This window comes from Pseudomonas sp. FSL R10-1350 (assembly GCF_009600525.1).
Lineage (GTDB): Bacteria > Pseudomonadota > Gammaproteobacteria > Pseudomonadales > Pseudomonadaceae > Aquipseudomonas > Aquipseudomonas helleri.
Genome location: NZ_WIVR01000002.1, coordinates 101,612 through 116,407, shown reverse-complemented (window position 1 = coordinate 116,407; position 14,796 = coordinate 101,612). Strand labels below are relative to the sequence as shown.

Genomic DNA, 14,796 nt, shown 5'->3' with positions numbered 1-14,796 from the left:
CAGTGGCCTGTTTGCTGCGCGACAGCGCGGCGTTGAAGACGGGGCAGCTCCGCGCGATCTCTGGATCTCAGCTCGCGACCACAACTGTCGAGACCTTGGCCTGAATAGGCTCCAGCCGTTCTGCCGGGGCGTCATGTTCCACCACCAGCACACTCAACTCTTCGCAGGCGGCCACGTGGTAGTGGGCAATGCTGGACAGTTTTTCATTGGTCACGGCCACCACAATTTGCCCGCTTCGCGACACGACAGCACGCTTGAACTCTGCTTCGTCCATGTTGAACGCCGTCACGCCCTTGCTGGCATCAATGGCGCAGGCGCCTAAAAAGCACAGATCAAAATTGAAATGGGCCAATTGTTGAATCGCGCTCAGGCCATGGATGTTGCCTGAGGTTTTGTCCAGGCGCCCGCCCAGCAAGATCACCTCGGCCAACGGCAGCATGTCCAGTTGCAGGGCAATGGCGGGCGAATTGGTGGTGACGCAAACTGCAATATTGTGATCGATTGCGCTCGTTATGCAGGCGTTGGTGGTGCCGCCATCGATAAACACGTGCTGGCCCGCTTTGATCAGCGTCGCTGCCGCCTGGCCCAGCGAGCTTTTGCGCTCGATGTGTTGCGTTTGCCTGTCCTTCACAGGTCGCTCAGGCGCCAATGAAATGGCCCCTCCGTACACCCGTTTACACAGCCCTGCTTGCGCCAGCGCCGCGAGATCTCGACGGATTGAGTGCTCGGAAACGTTAAACTCCTGAGCCAGCTCCCCAGCCACCACCCGGCCGTGAGTCGCCAGCCGTTGGGCGATCAGGGTTTGCCGCTCTCCGGGGAAACTCTCATGAGTGAGCATTGACATCCCTTGAATCCTGTTTAAATTGAGCATAAACGAGCATTGATAATTGGTTTTGTGCTCGAAGGTGATCGATATCATGCGTGGCGGCTCGTCACGCGTCAAACAGCGGTTAAGGAGTCGTAATGTCAGGTGAACTGCTGCGGGCTGCGTATTCGGTATTGTTGCCCGCCATCGGCGATTTGAATCTGGATGAGCCTGTCCGTCGCCATTTAAGCCGTGGTGGCGTCTCGGTGTTGTTGGGCGAAACACGGGATGAGTACATCGGCAGGGCCATGACCCAGGCCCGTCGCGACGCCGAGACGCAAACCAAATTGGCCAGCCTCACTCAACACGTCGCGGCATTGGCCGGTGGGCCGGTATTGATCGCGGTGGATCAAGAACTCGGTGGCATCGAGCGCCTGCACCAATTGGTTCCGGCTATTCCTTCAAGGGCGCAACTCAAAGACCTGAGTGCAGAGGTTATTGAACAGCGCTGCTATGAAATGGCCACTGTGGCACGCCGGTTAGGCGTCAATATGTTCCTCGCGCCGATTGTCGATGTGGTGACTGGCATCAATCCCTGGTTGCTTAACCGGCATTTGGGTGATGACCCGGTGCAGGTCAGTCGAATTTCCTGTGCCTTTATCCGTGGGGTTCAGCGTGCCGGGGTCATTGCCACGGCTAAACATTTTCCGGGTCTCTACGCCACTGAGCATGACCCGGCCATTGCCTTGGCTGCCGTGCACGGCCCGCTGGAGTTGCTTGACGACAACCTCCAGGTGTTCCGACAAGTGATTGGAGCCGGTGTGCAAGCGGTGATGCCAGGCCCTGCGGTGTTCCCGGCCATTGACCCGGATCAGTCGGCCTCGACATCGGCCAAGGTCATTGCCTTGCTGCGTGACACGCTGGGGTTCGGCGGGCTGATCATTTCAGATGACCTGGACGCAGTGTCCATCCTGCGGGGTAATACCTTGACCGATACGGCCGTGGCTTCGCTGGCGGCGGGTGCGCATTTGTTGTTGGTGTCCAGCGAGTCAGGGCTCGATGCCATTGCCGAGGCGATTGTGAGCGCAGTGGATGAAGGAACGCTGGAGCGTCAGGTGTTGCTGGCGGCCTCTTTCAAAGTGCATCAGATGGCTTTAGCGCAGGCAGTCACTAACTGATTACCTCAGCACTTTCTCCGACTGGCAGGTATAGCAATATGTAGTCATTGTCGCCCCCATGTTCCGCGTACTGTCCCCACTCATAGGGGCTTGTGCCTTGCTATTCAGCAGGGCAGGCCCTCCTGACAAGGACGGACCTATGACCGATGCGTCAAACTATTACTATTCGGAAAATGCGATCAAAGAGCGTTTTCTGGCCCAAGTGAATGAGCAGTTTTTAGCCGGAACCTTAAGCCCGGATCAACGCAGTTGGTTAAATAAAGTGCTGCTTCAAACTGAAGATAGCCGCACCGGTCAGCCTGATCCGATGCATGTGTGCGAAGTTCTTTTTTATCGTGGCGCATCCAACACTCGCAAAGGGTATTTCAGAGGGGCCTTCACACTGTCCAAAGGGCTTAAAGACACGGATACCTACGTGTTGTTCTCGTTGGTCAACGGGCTGGAAACCTTTTCCAGTTGGCAGTCTCTGACTGAGACCTATCGTCAACACCTGAGCAACAGTAAAGCTCAAGTCATGCATTTTCTTCCAATGGATGCACGTCCGCATTTATTGAAAGCAGGTGATTTTAATGTTGTAAAACAACCGATATCGGGCTCTGTATTCGGGACCACCAGTTCTTTATTTGAGTCTGAGCGAACAATCGACCTGCAAAATGTCTTGGGTCTATTGTCGGGTGTGCCTTCTGCTCGAACAGTGGTAATTGAAAAACTTAATGCTCAGGCCAATGGGGCCCTGGAACCCAATGCCGCAGAAACCCAGAGCCGGGTGCACAACCCTGTAGCAGACCTAGTTTTTGAATTTTTTTTGAAGGGCAGTTTCTCCGGTCTACATGATTATGAGTTTTCTCGTTCTGCCAATAGCAGGGGCATAAAGGGGAAAAGTCGTGAAGTACTGGAGCTTGAGTTTCTACGTTCTATTGGACAGGTTTCTAACAATCTGGACAGACAACTTGAAGCATCGATTACCCAGTACTGGGATTCTCCCATCTATCCTGAGCTGAGTTTGCATGAGTGCACCAAACATGCCCTGCGAGATCGCTTTATGGATGCGCTGATGCAAGCCCGGCATGTCGGTTCAATGACCGAAAACGACTTCAACGCGGTGTATGAATGCGCGATGGGCATAGAGTCATCCAGCGTGAACTCGGCGACTCTGCACTTGGCGGGCGTAAAGGGTGATCCAATCCCTTTGGCGGGTTGGTATTGCTTTTTCATCGACAGTCACGAGCGCAGCTTACTGGTGATGGGGGATCAAGGCCTGAAGTTCTACAGAGACTGGTTCGATTTCACACGTGAGAACCTGCCTCGTTTTAAAGCCTTGCGATATGACACGTCCTTGAAAGAACTGCCTTTGTCTGAGGCCTCGTTAACCCGCTATATAAGTTTCAAGGACCGTGCCCGATTGGCAAAAGGCCTGCAACTGAATATTGAGTTTGGTTTACGGGCCATTGACTTGTTTGCGGTCTTGGCAAGCAGTGTACGCACACGAATGAGTGATGACATTAACGGGCTTACTTCCTTTCTGAAAAATACCGCCACTCAGATAAGTTCTTACACGTCCCAAGATTACGCCAGCTTTACACACTCTGTGCTGGACCAAGCGTCGGATATTCGTCTGCTGATAAATCCTGAACTGCTGGAGGGGGCTATTAATAATCGCTGGAGCTCACGTTTTTCCATCGGTGAAACTGCATTTGAAACCCCGACAGAAGCCATTGAACAATTAAAAGTGCCATTGTCCTTAGTCAGGGCGCGTCTTGAATCGTTACGTGATGATATAGGCTTTTTCCTTAAAGGTTTTCCAACAATTCGGACATGCGTCAAGGAACTCATGCAGGAGGATTGGGCGCTTATGGGCCGAGCGGGGCTGGTAGATGCTGAAGCCTTGAGGGTGATTGTATTTAGCGGTTCACAAGGCCTCAATCGGACGCCGCTCACCTCTCGCCCCATGATTGCCGTTTTTTTGGAAAACCTGACCGGTCATACATCATTGCCCGATGATAAAACACGGGTCACCTTTGAGCGTGTCGGCCAGGTCGATGGAAAAACCATCTCTCTGGATGCGGCAGAGTGTGCAGCCCTCCACCAACTGATGGCGGAAATTACCCGCGATTTCAGCCAAAAACTGGATCTCTATCTGAACTCGTTTTTCTATAGTCGATCGCCTGAGGTCGATATTTTTACGAAGGCAGATCGATTAGCTATTTTCAAATCCACGTTGATATGGGCAGGCGGCTATTACTTTTTCAGTTATAACGACTCGTTAGGCGTGCGCGAAGCCAGTTACATTGCGGGTGTTCAGACGCAACGAAAACGCGCTGAGCGAACTACCTTCTTTTACTTTGTTCCGGATGTCTACAGTGTGGTGCTGTACTCAGCGTCGGCTGGCATTAATGTTAATGTGGAAAACTGTTTTCTCATTACTGAGCGCGGAGGCCTGGAATCCGAATGTGCAGGGCATGTTATTTTTTGGTCGCCAGGTCATAAGTTTGAAGTGTTCGATACACTTGACGCCTGTCAGTCGGCATTAAATACGCGCCTGTTTGATAAAACAGATTGCATGACCCTATTGAATAACATCGAGAAAAACGCGCTGGGAAGCGTGTTCGGTCATCTGTCAGAGCTGTCAGGTGAGCAGGGCGCCTTGTTCAGTTTTTTCCTGATTGAAGATGACTATATGGATACCTTGTCACGCAGCTTTATTGATCAGCAAATCAGAGAGGTCGGTGTGGCTCTTATGGAGGGTGTCACAGCAAGATTGTCCAGTGAGGGCCTTGAAAATACCATTCAAAGCTACGTGGAGCGATTCCGCGAGAGTTTGGATGTGTCGACAATTATCCAGCAAGTTGATACCACACTATTTAAAAAGGCATTACCAATAACATTAGGTATGGCCACGGTTGACGAGCAAATTGAATATATACGTTTACTTGAACGTTACCGTGATGTGGTCAGAGACAATCATGATTATCTGTACGATATACCCGAGATCAATGCCTACGCCCTGGAGGCTCTCAAGGTTCAACTGGCTCTCGATTTTCCAGATCTCTCACTGACGCCAGATGAAATCACTATTACTCTGACACAAGTCATCAGCCCTGGTTGGTCAGCGGAAATAGCGGCCATGGGCTCTGCGGTTTCTCATGAGACGCAAACATTGACAGCATTTGCCCTGACCGGTTTCAGTCAATTGAAGGGCCACCTGAAAGCAAGCTCAACCGGTACGACACCCCTCCCGAGTGGCATTGATGAACACTATGTAAAGTCGCTTGTGCGCAAGTTGAACATTGGTGGCAAATACAGAACATTGCTGAAACAAAAACTTCACAATTCCGGCCGGGAGCGTGTTGGGCGCTGCGCACTATTTTACAAACAGCTGCCTCCTCACGCTCTGGAAGCAGCGTTCAGGGCAAAGCTGGAGCATACGTTAAGTGACAAAGCGTATAACTTTATAAAGCATGTTCTTGATATGCCAGATGCTGTTGCCCGCGAACCTCTCAACGGGACCCTCATCAGCATACGGCAGTTGAAATTGCTCGCCTCACCCGATTCAGAACCTGATCTTGTCAAGGGTATGTATTTAATTGCCCCCGTCTCATCAAGTGATGGCCCATTTATTTTGTGGACCTTGTATGCACAAGACTTTACGTTCAAGGAATATACGAACGAAGCCAGTTTTCTGATTGACCTGCGCTCGCGCGAAACTTTGCAGCAACGTGTTCTGAAACGACTGGACCCGCAGAACCGGAAAAAATATGACAACGGTGGCTTCAATGAACCGCACATTATTTACATTGGCCTGGATTTCTTTTCGTTTGATGTGTCCAGTACACCCGCTCCAGCGAGTATTTCAAACACACCCATTCAGAACAATCTGCTGTTGCAACTGTACGACGATAATTACGACCTGTTGATCGATTTGGCAGAACAGCAAGCGCTCTCCACAGAGGAGGCTGACTGGAAAACGTTCAAGGGCTTAATGTCTTTAGGCATTGATTCAGCAATGGGGCTTGTCGCACCTTTTTTACCGGCTGTGTTGAATATTCCCTTCTTTGTGGCACAAACACTTGGCCTGTTAAAGGCCGGGGGGAGGGCCGTGAGCAAACACCAGTGGGGCGAGGCGATCGAGACGTTTGTGACGGCATTTATGTTGTTGATTCCTGGCCCGAAAAGACAGCCAGACAATCGCTTGTTGCCCTTGCCTGAGTCACCTGTTCTCGAACAGGTTGACATTGACTCGCCGCTAACCCTGCCGCTACCCGAGCCAAGCCCGAAGGTCGATGACATCGTCATCCAAAAAAACATGTTTAATGCAAAACAGTTAGCGGCATTGGACGCCTACAGTGAGAACACTGTTTCACTGGATGCCATGGAGCATGAGGTTTCAACTCATCTGTATCACAGCAAGCCAAGAGGCCTGTATTACATCGTGTTGGCCGGCAAGGTATTTCGTGTCACTGAGTCTGAAAATCGCTGGAGAATATATTCAGGTGAAAACCGTGAAGGCCCTGCGGTCAAGTTGAATGCGTGGCAAAAATGGGAACTGGATCCCCGGGAACGTTTATTGGGCGGTGGTCCTGCTTATTCCAGGCATTCGAGTGGTCGTGATGTTCACGATTACACGATTCAGGCCCGAGGTATCAAGAGCATCCGACGGTTATCACCTGACAAAGCCTTGATGATTCAAATGGCTCATCAATTGGCCATGGAGTACCTGAGCGGAGCAAAGCAAACACTTACTGCGATGAAAGCACTGGATCCGCAAGCGCTTCAGTATCGTTTGTGGTTGGCTGATTACTTGAATATGCCGACGTTGACAGAGCGTCAGATTCTTACCGTGGATCTGGCTATCGACTTGATCTATACCCGCATGAGCAAGCCTTCCATGAACCCTGTCAATTCCGAGCGTTTCCTGCAGGTCAAGGCTAAAAGGCCGGACGATGGCGTTGTCGCGTTTATTGACCCGAATGACACACATAAATACGTGTACCTGACAGATTTTTTCTTCAATACCCCGTTTGACAACTTGAACGCGAGTGATCATGAATGGCTGGAAGCCACCTTGCCACCCTTTGACTTTAACAATCACTACCGGGCAGTCACATTGATCCATGAGTTGTCTCATCAAAAGTTCTTCACGGAAGATATTCAATACATGAACGTGGCCTATCCGTTTGTTGAGCTCTTGAAAAACAACCCCGCCTTTGGTGCTGTTTCCAAACAAAGAATAAGTGATCTTCAGCGCAATACCCTTTCCCTGACCACACCACGCGACAAATTGTTCTCCCGGGACGGCTCTGAGCCCCCGCTCGAAGCAAGCGCAGTAGAGCGTATTCTGTTCGTTACGGGCACCACGCGGTTGGACGATGCACGTGATGTGTTCTTGGCCGACCCGGTAAAACGAGCCAGCGTTATCCTTTCCAATGCCGACTCAATAACGCTCATCATCAGCCGTTTGGGCGGAAAATTAGATACCTATTTACCGGTGCAGGCTCCGACGCCTTGATTGCAATGCAAGTGGCATGGGGGGCAGAGTTCCTGCCCCCGTTTTTTTTTAAAAAAAACTGCAAGAAAAGACCCCCTCGCGTCACATACCCATAGAGCAGAGTTTTGCTTGTATTGCGGGCAGGCATTTACCCTGCCCGTGGTAGTGGCAGAGATGCCGCTGATCAATACAAAAAGTTATATAAAAATACATTTTAAGTATTATTAGCGAATAACGCCTTTTGATAGCATTTCCCCGCCGGTACACCGGACACACAGCGCATCTCACCCTGATTGGAGTCTCCATGTCCGGCGCCGACACTTCTCACAGTGAATACGTGGGCGGATTATTCCGCAGCCATTACCAATGGCTGTGCACACGCTTGCGCCGCCATCTCGATTCCAGCGCCCACGCTGAAGACATTGCCGCCGATACGTTTGTGCAGTTGCTGACTTCGCCCGGCGTAGTACCCATTCGCCAACCACGGGCGCTGCTGACCACCATTGCCCAGCGTTTGATGTACCAGCTGTGGCGCCGTCGCGATCTGGAGCGGGCTTATCTCGATGCCTTGCAACTGGATGACGTGTACGAAGCGCCTTCGCCCGAAGACCTGGCGCAGATGATTGAGGCGCTGCAATGCATTGACCAGTTGCTCGATGGCTTGCCGGCCAAGGTCAAGGCCACCTTTTTGCTGTCTCAGGTCAATGGCCTGACTTACCCTGAAATTGCCGCTGAATTGGGCATTTCCCAACGCTCGGTCAGTGACTACATGACCAAGGCAGTCAATCGCTGCCTGCGGGCTTGCCTGGAATGACATGAACATCGAAAACCAACACGACGACGTGATCGACAACGCGACTCGCTGGATTGTATTGCTGCGTTCAGGCCATGCCAGCGAGGCTGATTGGCAGGCTTACCGGCAGTGGCGCGCGCAAGACCCGCGGCATGAACAACTCTGTGCGCAACTGGAAACCCGTCTGGGGGTTTTTAAGGTACCGATTGCCCAAGGGGTCAGCGGCAAGGTGCTGCAACAGGCCCTGACTACCCCTGGCACCAGCCGCCGCAAACTATTACAAGGCGCGCTGGCCTGTACCGGTGTGGCGTTGGGTGCCAGCCTGTTGGTCAGCCAGCGCACCGCGCTGGGTGAGTTGACCGCAGACGTTTCAACCGGAACCGCTGAACGGCGTACGGTGAGCTTGCCCGATGGCAGCGAACTGTTTTTGAACGCCAAAAGCGCGGTTGATCTGGATTTCAGCGGCCCGCACCGGATCGTCCGATTGCTCGACGGGGAACTGCGGGTCAAGGTCGCCGTCAATCCGGCCACGCCTTTTCAACTGGTGACGCCGCAGGCGTTGGTCCACGTGTTGGGCAGTGATCTGACCGTACGTGAACGCGAAGGGCAGGGGCTGGTGGTGGCGCTCAAAGGCGCGCTGCAGATCGCTCGCCAGGGGCTGGAAACCCTGCAACTGCAAAGCGGGCATGAAGTCTCTTATGACCGCTACGGGTTTAGCCATGTACGCGTGATGAGCCTAGGTGCCGCCGCGTGGGTCGATGGTTTGCTCGAAGTGCGGGATGTACCGCTGGCGCAGATTATCGAGGCCTTGCGGCCTTATCGCGGCGGTGTGCTGCGTATCGACCCTGCGGTTGCCGAGTTGCGCGTCAGCGGCATGTTTCGGCTGGATAAAACCGAACAGGTGCTCGACACATTGGCGCGAACCTTGCCGATCCAGGTGCTGCGTCGCAGTGATTATTGGGTCACCGTCACCTCCGCTTAAGCGCAGTTCTAAGGACATAACCAAACGATCTGCAAGTTTTCTCGGCGCCAAACCACACCTCTCCCGTAAGCGCTGCGGGGAGCAGCGTTGTTCAGAGATTTAGGGAGAGTCACCTTGAGCGCGTCCAACACCTTTTCACATCGCCAGCTACGGGCTTTTGCCATAGGGCCTCTGGCGAGCCTGTTCCTGACCTGCGCCTATGCGGCCGAAGAAGCCCGCCAGGTCTACCACATTGCCTCCGGCCCGCTGGATGAAGTACTGCTGAACATCAGCCGTCAGAGCGGACAAGTCATTTCGTTTACCCCGCAACTGAGCCGTTATTCATCGGCGGCGATCAATGGCTCGTTGTCGGCGGAGCAGGCCGTTGGCGAGGCCCTGCGCGGCACCGGTTTGCAGCTGCAAGTCAGCCCGGACGGGGCGTTTATCATCAAAGAGGGCGCGGCCAGCGCTAACAAGGCCGGGACCCAAGCCCAGGACGCTGCGCCCACCACAGCCCTGGACCGGGTGGTCGCCATAGGCACCCGGCGCGCCAACGCCACGGCGTTGAGCAGCAGCGCCCCCGTGGATGTGATCAACAGCAAAGAGCTGGTGCAGACCGGCGCCGTGACCCTCAACCAGGCGCTGTTTCAGTTGCTGCCCTCGTTCAACTTTCCGCAAAACCAGAGCGCAACCCGTGGCCAAGACCCTAAAGGCGCTTCTTTGCGCGGCCTGTCCCCGGACGAAACACTGGTGTTGATCAACGGCAAGCGTCGGCATGCTTCGGCAGTGGTGAACTTGTCGGGCGGTGTGCCATTTATTGGTGCGCAGTCAGTCGACCTGGACATGATCCCGATCAGCGCCATCGACCACGTCGAAGTGCTGCGTGACGGCGCTTCTGCACAATACGGTTCGGATGCGATTGCCGGGGTGATTAACATCGTGCTCAAAGAGCGCGACAGCGGCGGGCAAATCAACACGCAATTGGGCAAATTTTCTCAGGGTGACGGCTTCAGCAAAACTGCTGATGGCTGGTACGGCCTGGGACTCCCTGGGGACGGCTTTCTAACCGTCAGCTTTAACGCGCTGAACAACAAACCGGACGATATCGGCGACAAGTATTTCGCTGATGGCCAAGTGCAAGACCCGCGCTGGGGTGGTGCAGGGCGTGACAAATACAACCTGGCGGCGAATGCCGAAATCGGCCTAAACGATCAATGGCGCCTCTACAGCTTCGCCACGTTCGGTCAGGACAAATCGGTCAACAACACGCCAAAGCTGCTGGCCAACAACCCGAACAACGTCACCGAGATCTACCCCAACGGGACTATCCCGAAATACCGCTACCGCTATGAAGATGGCGCACTGACGGTCGGCACCCGGTATGAAGACGACACCCTGGGCCGCTTCGACCTGAGCGCTACTTATGGCCGCGACGAACATGACGAACTGGCCTACAACACCCTCAACCCCAGTTTTGGCATCGCCAGCCCGACCAAATTCCAGATTGCGACGCTGATCAACGAACAAACCAACGTGGGTCTGGACTACGTCAAAGACTTGCCCGTGAACTGGCTGACCAACCCGCTGAACATCTCGGCCGGGATCGCCTACCGCAACGAGCGTTATCGCCTGGAGTCGGGTGATTCCGACTCCTATTCGTTTGGCGGAATCGACGGTGTGCAAGTGGGGGGCGTACAGGCCTCAGGTTTGACCCCGGACGATGCCGGAACCTACTCGCGGGATGTTGCCGGGGTGTATTTCGGTCTGGAAAACCAGTTAACAGAGAAGCTGCAACTGGGCCTGGCGGCGCGGACCGAGCATTATTCGGACTTCGGTTCGGCCACCACGGGCAAACTGTCGGCGCGGTATGACTTCACGCCCAAGGTCGGGTTACGTGCCACCGTCAACAACGCTTATCGCGCGCCAACCCTGGGCCAGATCGGCACCTCCTGGACCACCACCACCAACGTCGATGCCAATGGCAACCCGGTACTGACACGCATTTTGCCGTCCGACAACCCGGCGGCCCGCGCCTTGGGCGCTGAACAACTCAAGCCTGAGAAGTCGACCAACTACTCGCTGGGTCTGGTGCTGCGTCCTGTTGACCAAGCCTCTGTGACCATCGATGCGTACCAGATCTCCATCCGTGATCGGCTGCTGTTCAGCGGCGGTATTTCCGGGCCTGACGCCGAGCGCATTCTCACAGAGGCAGGCTACGGCCAGTACACCTGGGCGCAGTTTATGACCAACGCGGTCGACACCCGTACCCGCGGCGTCGACATCGTCGGCAAGTACAACTTTGACCTGCAACAGTACGGTTCGCTGGCACTGAGCGCGGGTTACACCCGTGCTAAAACCACCATTGAGAAGGTCCACGAGAACGCCAACGGTTTTGAAACCGTGACCCGTGAAAGCCGTGGTTACCTGGAGTATGGCTACCCTAAAGACAAGTTCGTGTTGGGTGCGATTCACCGCTACGGCCCATGGACCGTGGCCTTGAACGAAACCCGTTATGGCGAATACCGCAAGTTCGCCGCACAGGCCAGCGACTCGCAATACGATCAAACCTTCGGCGCTCAATGGACCACAGACCTGGACGTCAACTACGCCTTCACCAAGCAACTGCGCGTGTCGGTGGGCGCCAACAACCTGTTCAACAGCAAACCGGATGACTTTGACAGCCACCTGCGTCAAACCCCAAGCCAGAAGTACAGCTACCTGTCACCGGCGGCACCCGAAGGGACGTTTTACTACACCCGCTTGAGCTACGAGTTCTGATACGCGGTGGCGGGGCAACCCGCCACCACTTCAACCTTCGGTTTTCCCCGTCCTTCCTCCCTCTGTGTAACGTCCCGCTCATCGGCGGGGTTATGCGTCTGTACATTCAAAAATAAACATATATTTCAAATAGATAGCGCTTTTCAGCGCTCCTTTTCGCTGTCTTCACGATTATTTACTGCTTTTAAAATCAATGAATGCAATTGACAGGTGTATTTATTTGATCGAGCATTGCAATTAAATGATTTATAGATATCGCACAGCGATACGGAGATTAAATTGTACGATCCACTGGTCAATGCTCACCCAGGTGTCGGAGTGCCACATTCGTCTTCTTACTGGGTGGATACGGCAGGTACAGCGCCGCCAGATGACGGCCCGCTCAAGGGAGACATTGAGGTCGACGTTGCGATTATTGGCGCCGGTTACACAGGCCTGAGTTGTGCGTTGCACCTGGCCCGCGAGCACGGCATTCGCGCCGTGGTCCTGGAAGCCAATCAGGTGGCCTGGGGGTGCAGTGGGCGTAATGGCAGCTTTGCCCGTATCTCCGGCGGGCGAGTGCCGCTGGCGCAGTTGATCAGTCGCTACGGCGAGCACACCGCGAAACAGTATTTCGCCGAGATGACTGCCGGGCTGAACACCGTGCGTGGGCTGATCCGTGAAGGCCAGATTGATTGCGACGCGCAGCCGGACGGCGTGTACAAGGTCGCCAGCAACGCCAAGCATGTTGAATCGCTCAAGCGCGAAGTGGGGCTGTATCACGATGTACTGGGTTATGGCGCGCAACTGGTCAGCGCCGACCAGGTGCAAGTGGTGCATCGCGGTGCTGAGTCATTTGGCGCGCTGTACATGCCCGACGGTTTTTCAATGCACCCGTTGAAACTGGCCTGGGGCGTTCATCGCCTGGCCCGTGAGGCGGGGGCCACCGTGCACGTGGGTTCGCCGGTGGTCGACTGGACCAGCGCCAATGGCAGTCACCGGCTGGTGACGCCGGGCGGCGTGGTGACGGCGCGCAAGGTGGTGGTCGCCACCAATGGCTACACCTCCACGGCGCTTAATCGTGCAACCGCGGGGCGTGTGTTACCGGTTCACTCGCAAATTATCGTGACGCGCCCCCTCAGCGCTGAAGAAAAGCGCCAGACGCTGCCCGGCAGCGAGTGCATGTTCGATACCCGCCATCTGCTGTCTTACTATCGGCGTTTGCCTGACGACCGCATTTTGTTTGGCGGCCGCAGCGCCATTACCGGGCGCGAAGCCGAAAGCCCGAAGCACCGGCAAAACCTGCAGGACGCTTTGTCACGCAAGTTCCCGATGCTCGAAGGTATCCAGGTCGATTACAACTGGGGCGGCTGGGTCGCCGTCAGTGAAAGCTCGCTGCCATTTGTTTGCCAAGTGCCAGAGCTGGACAACGTGTTCGCCGGCGGCGGCTATGCCGGCAGCGGTGTTTCATTTTCACTGCAGGTGGGCAAGCGTCTTGCACAGATGGTCACCGGCGATCCGCATCCCACCGAGGTGGACTTTCTTCATCAATGCCCCAAGCGCTTCCCGTTCCAACCGTTTTTGCGCATGGGCCAGCGTATGGCCTATGCCTGGTATCGATTCAAAGACGCTTCATAACGACCACGGTTCCAGCGAAAAAGAAGCAACCCGTGCAGGTGTGACATTGCCTGCGCTCATTATAAAAAGAGTGATTCGGGCCAACACGGCCGGCGTTTTATTCAACTGTCTAATTACAACAAACTCAGGAGTTGAAAATGCGATTAATCAACACACCCATGGCCAGTCTTGCGCTGGCCATTACCTTCGGTGCAAGCGTGCACGCACAGGCGGCAGATACCGTCACCTTTGCGGGTTGGGGAGGGGCGCTACAGGATGCCGAGCGTACGGCGTATCTGAAGCCCGCGGAAAAAGCACTGGGCATCACCATCAAAGAAGACAACATGGACGGCCTTGCGGCGGTGCGCGCCCAAGTGATGTCGGGCAAGCCCAAGTGGGATGTTGTCGAACTGGCGTCCAATGATTGCGTGCTGGCCCAAGAGCAGGGGCTGACCGAGCCACTGGACTATTCAGTGATCAGTACCGATGGCGTGGCCTCGAACTTCTACGGCAAAAACTGGATCGCCAGTAACGCCTATTCCACCGTACTGGCCTGGGCAAAAGATGCCACAGGCCCGACCCCGAAGAACTGGCAAGAGTTCTTTGACCCGTCAATCAAGGCTTCGCGCTCCTTGTACCGCCAGCCTTACACCACGCTGGAACTGGCGTTAATCGCCGATGGTGTTTCACCCAAACAACTCTACCCGCTGGATATAGACCGGGCGTTCAAGGTGCTGGAGCGCATCAAGCCACAAGTGGTCAATTGGTGGCGCAGCGGCACCGACTCTGCACAACTGTTGCGCAGCCGCGAAGTGGACGCGCTGTCCATCTGGGCGTCGCGGGTTGATGAGTTGAAAAAGTCCGGTGAGAACGTGGACTACACCTATGACCATGCCTTGCTGGATTACGACTGCGTCGTGGTGCCAAAAGGTGCACCGAACAAAGCTCTGGCGATGAAACTGATCGCCGAAATCATGAAACCCGAAAGCCAGGCAACCCTGGTCACCGTGATCCCCAACCCGCCGATCAACGTCAAGGCCTACGACACCGGCATTATTCCTGCAGACATGGCGGCCACGTTGCCGACGGCTCCGGCCAATATCGACAAGGTGGTGTTCTTCGATCCGGTCTGGTGGCAAGCCCACCAAGCTGAGGTTCAACGTCGCTACGACCTGTTCATCCAGAATTGAGAAGGCCGTG

The 14,796-nt window shown here is 54.7% G+C and carries 8 protein-coding genes; 7 read left to right on the top strand and 1 reads right to left on the bottom strand.

Translation table 11 applies throughout. From position 1 onward, the window contains the following. Window positions 1-67: 67 nt before the first annotated feature. Complete coding sequence (locus GHO25_RS01555) at window positions 68-844, bottom strand: DeoR/GlpR family DNA-binding transcription regulator (protein ID WP_256677135.1); 777 nt, start codon at window positions 842-844, stop codon at window positions 68-70. 119 nt (window positions 845-963) lie between these two features. Here GHO25_RS01555 and GHO25_RS01550 point away from each other — a divergent pair, with 119 nt between their 5' ends. From GHO25_RS01550 to GHO25_RS01520, 7 genes are all read left to right on the top strand, one after another. Then, entirely contained in the window at window positions 964-1,983 is a 1,020-nt protein-coding gene (locus GHO25_RS01550; protein ID WP_153389682.1) for a glycoside hydrolase family 3 N-terminal domain-containing protein, read from the top strand. Window positions 1,984-2,122: 139 nt separating this feature from the next. Next, window positions 2,123-7,489: a dermonecrotic toxin domain-containing protein gene (locus GHO25_RS01545; RefSeq protein ID WP_153389681.1), complete on the top strand. Its 5,367-nt coding sequence runs from the start codon at window positions 2,123-2,125 to the stop codon at window positions 7,487-7,489. A gap of 283 nt (window positions 7,490-7,772) precedes the next feature. Further along, on the top strand, window positions 7,773-8,282 hold the full coding sequence (locus GHO25_RS01540) for a sigma-70 family RNA polymerase sigma factor (protein ID WP_123749284.1): 510 nt from the start codon (window positions 7,773-7,775) through the stop codon (window positions 8,280-8,282). A 1-nt stretch (window position 8,283) separates the two neighbouring features. Beyond that, window positions 8,284-9,243, top strand: a complete 960-nt coding sequence (locus GHO25_RS01535) for a FecR domain-containing protein (protein WP_153389680.1) — start codon at window positions 8,284-8,286, stop codon at window positions 9,241-9,243. A gap of 114 nt (window positions 9,244-9,357) precedes the next feature. Next, window positions 9,358-12,000, top strand: coding sequence for a TonB-dependent receptor (locus tag GHO25_RS01530; protein ID WP_153389679.1), 2,643 nt, complete (start codon window positions 9,358-9,360; stop codon window positions 11,998-12,000). A 318-nt stretch (window positions 12,001-12,318) separates the two neighbouring features. Further along, entirely contained in the window at window positions 12,319-13,617 is a 1,299-nt protein-coding gene (locus GHO25_RS01525; protein WP_178109938.1) for an FAD-binding oxidoreductase, read from the top strand. 137 nt (window positions 13,618-13,754) lie between these two features. Then, window positions 13,755-14,786 carry an ABC transporter substrate-binding protein gene (locus GHO25_RS01520; protein WP_123749281.1) on the top strand — a complete coding sequence of 344 codons (1,032 nt, stop codon included), beginning with the start codon at window positions 13,755-13,757 and terminating at the stop codon, window positions 14,784-14,786. The last annotated feature ends 10 nt before the right edge of the window (window positions 14,787-14,796 follow it).

What these genes read in the sequence shown, in the direction of transcription:
- GHO25_RS01555 (WP_256677135.1), bottom strand. Translation starts at nt 844, where the DNA reads ATGTCAATGCTCACTCATGAGAGTTTCCCCGGAGAGCGGCAAACCCTG.
- GHO25_RS01550 (WP_153389682.1), top strand. Translation starts at nt 964, where the DNA reads ATGTCAGGTGAACTGCTGCGGGCTGCGTATTCGGTATTGTTGCCCGCC.
- GHO25_RS01545 (WP_153389681.1), top strand. Translation starts at nt 2,123, where the DNA reads ATGACCGATGCGTCAAACTATTACTATTCGGAAAATGCGATCAAAGAG.
- GHO25_RS01540 (WP_123749284.1), top strand. Translation starts at nt 7,773, where the DNA reads ATGTCCGGCGCCGACACTTCTCACAGTGAATACGTGGGCGGATTATTC.
- GHO25_RS01535 (WP_153389680.1), top strand. Translation starts at nt 8,284, where the DNA reads ATGAACATCGAAAACCAACACGACGACGTGATCGACAACGCGACTCGC.
- GHO25_RS01520 (WP_123749281.1), top strand. Translation starts at nt 13,755, where the DNA reads ATGCGATTAATCAACACACCCATGGCCAGTCTTGCGCTGGCCATTACC.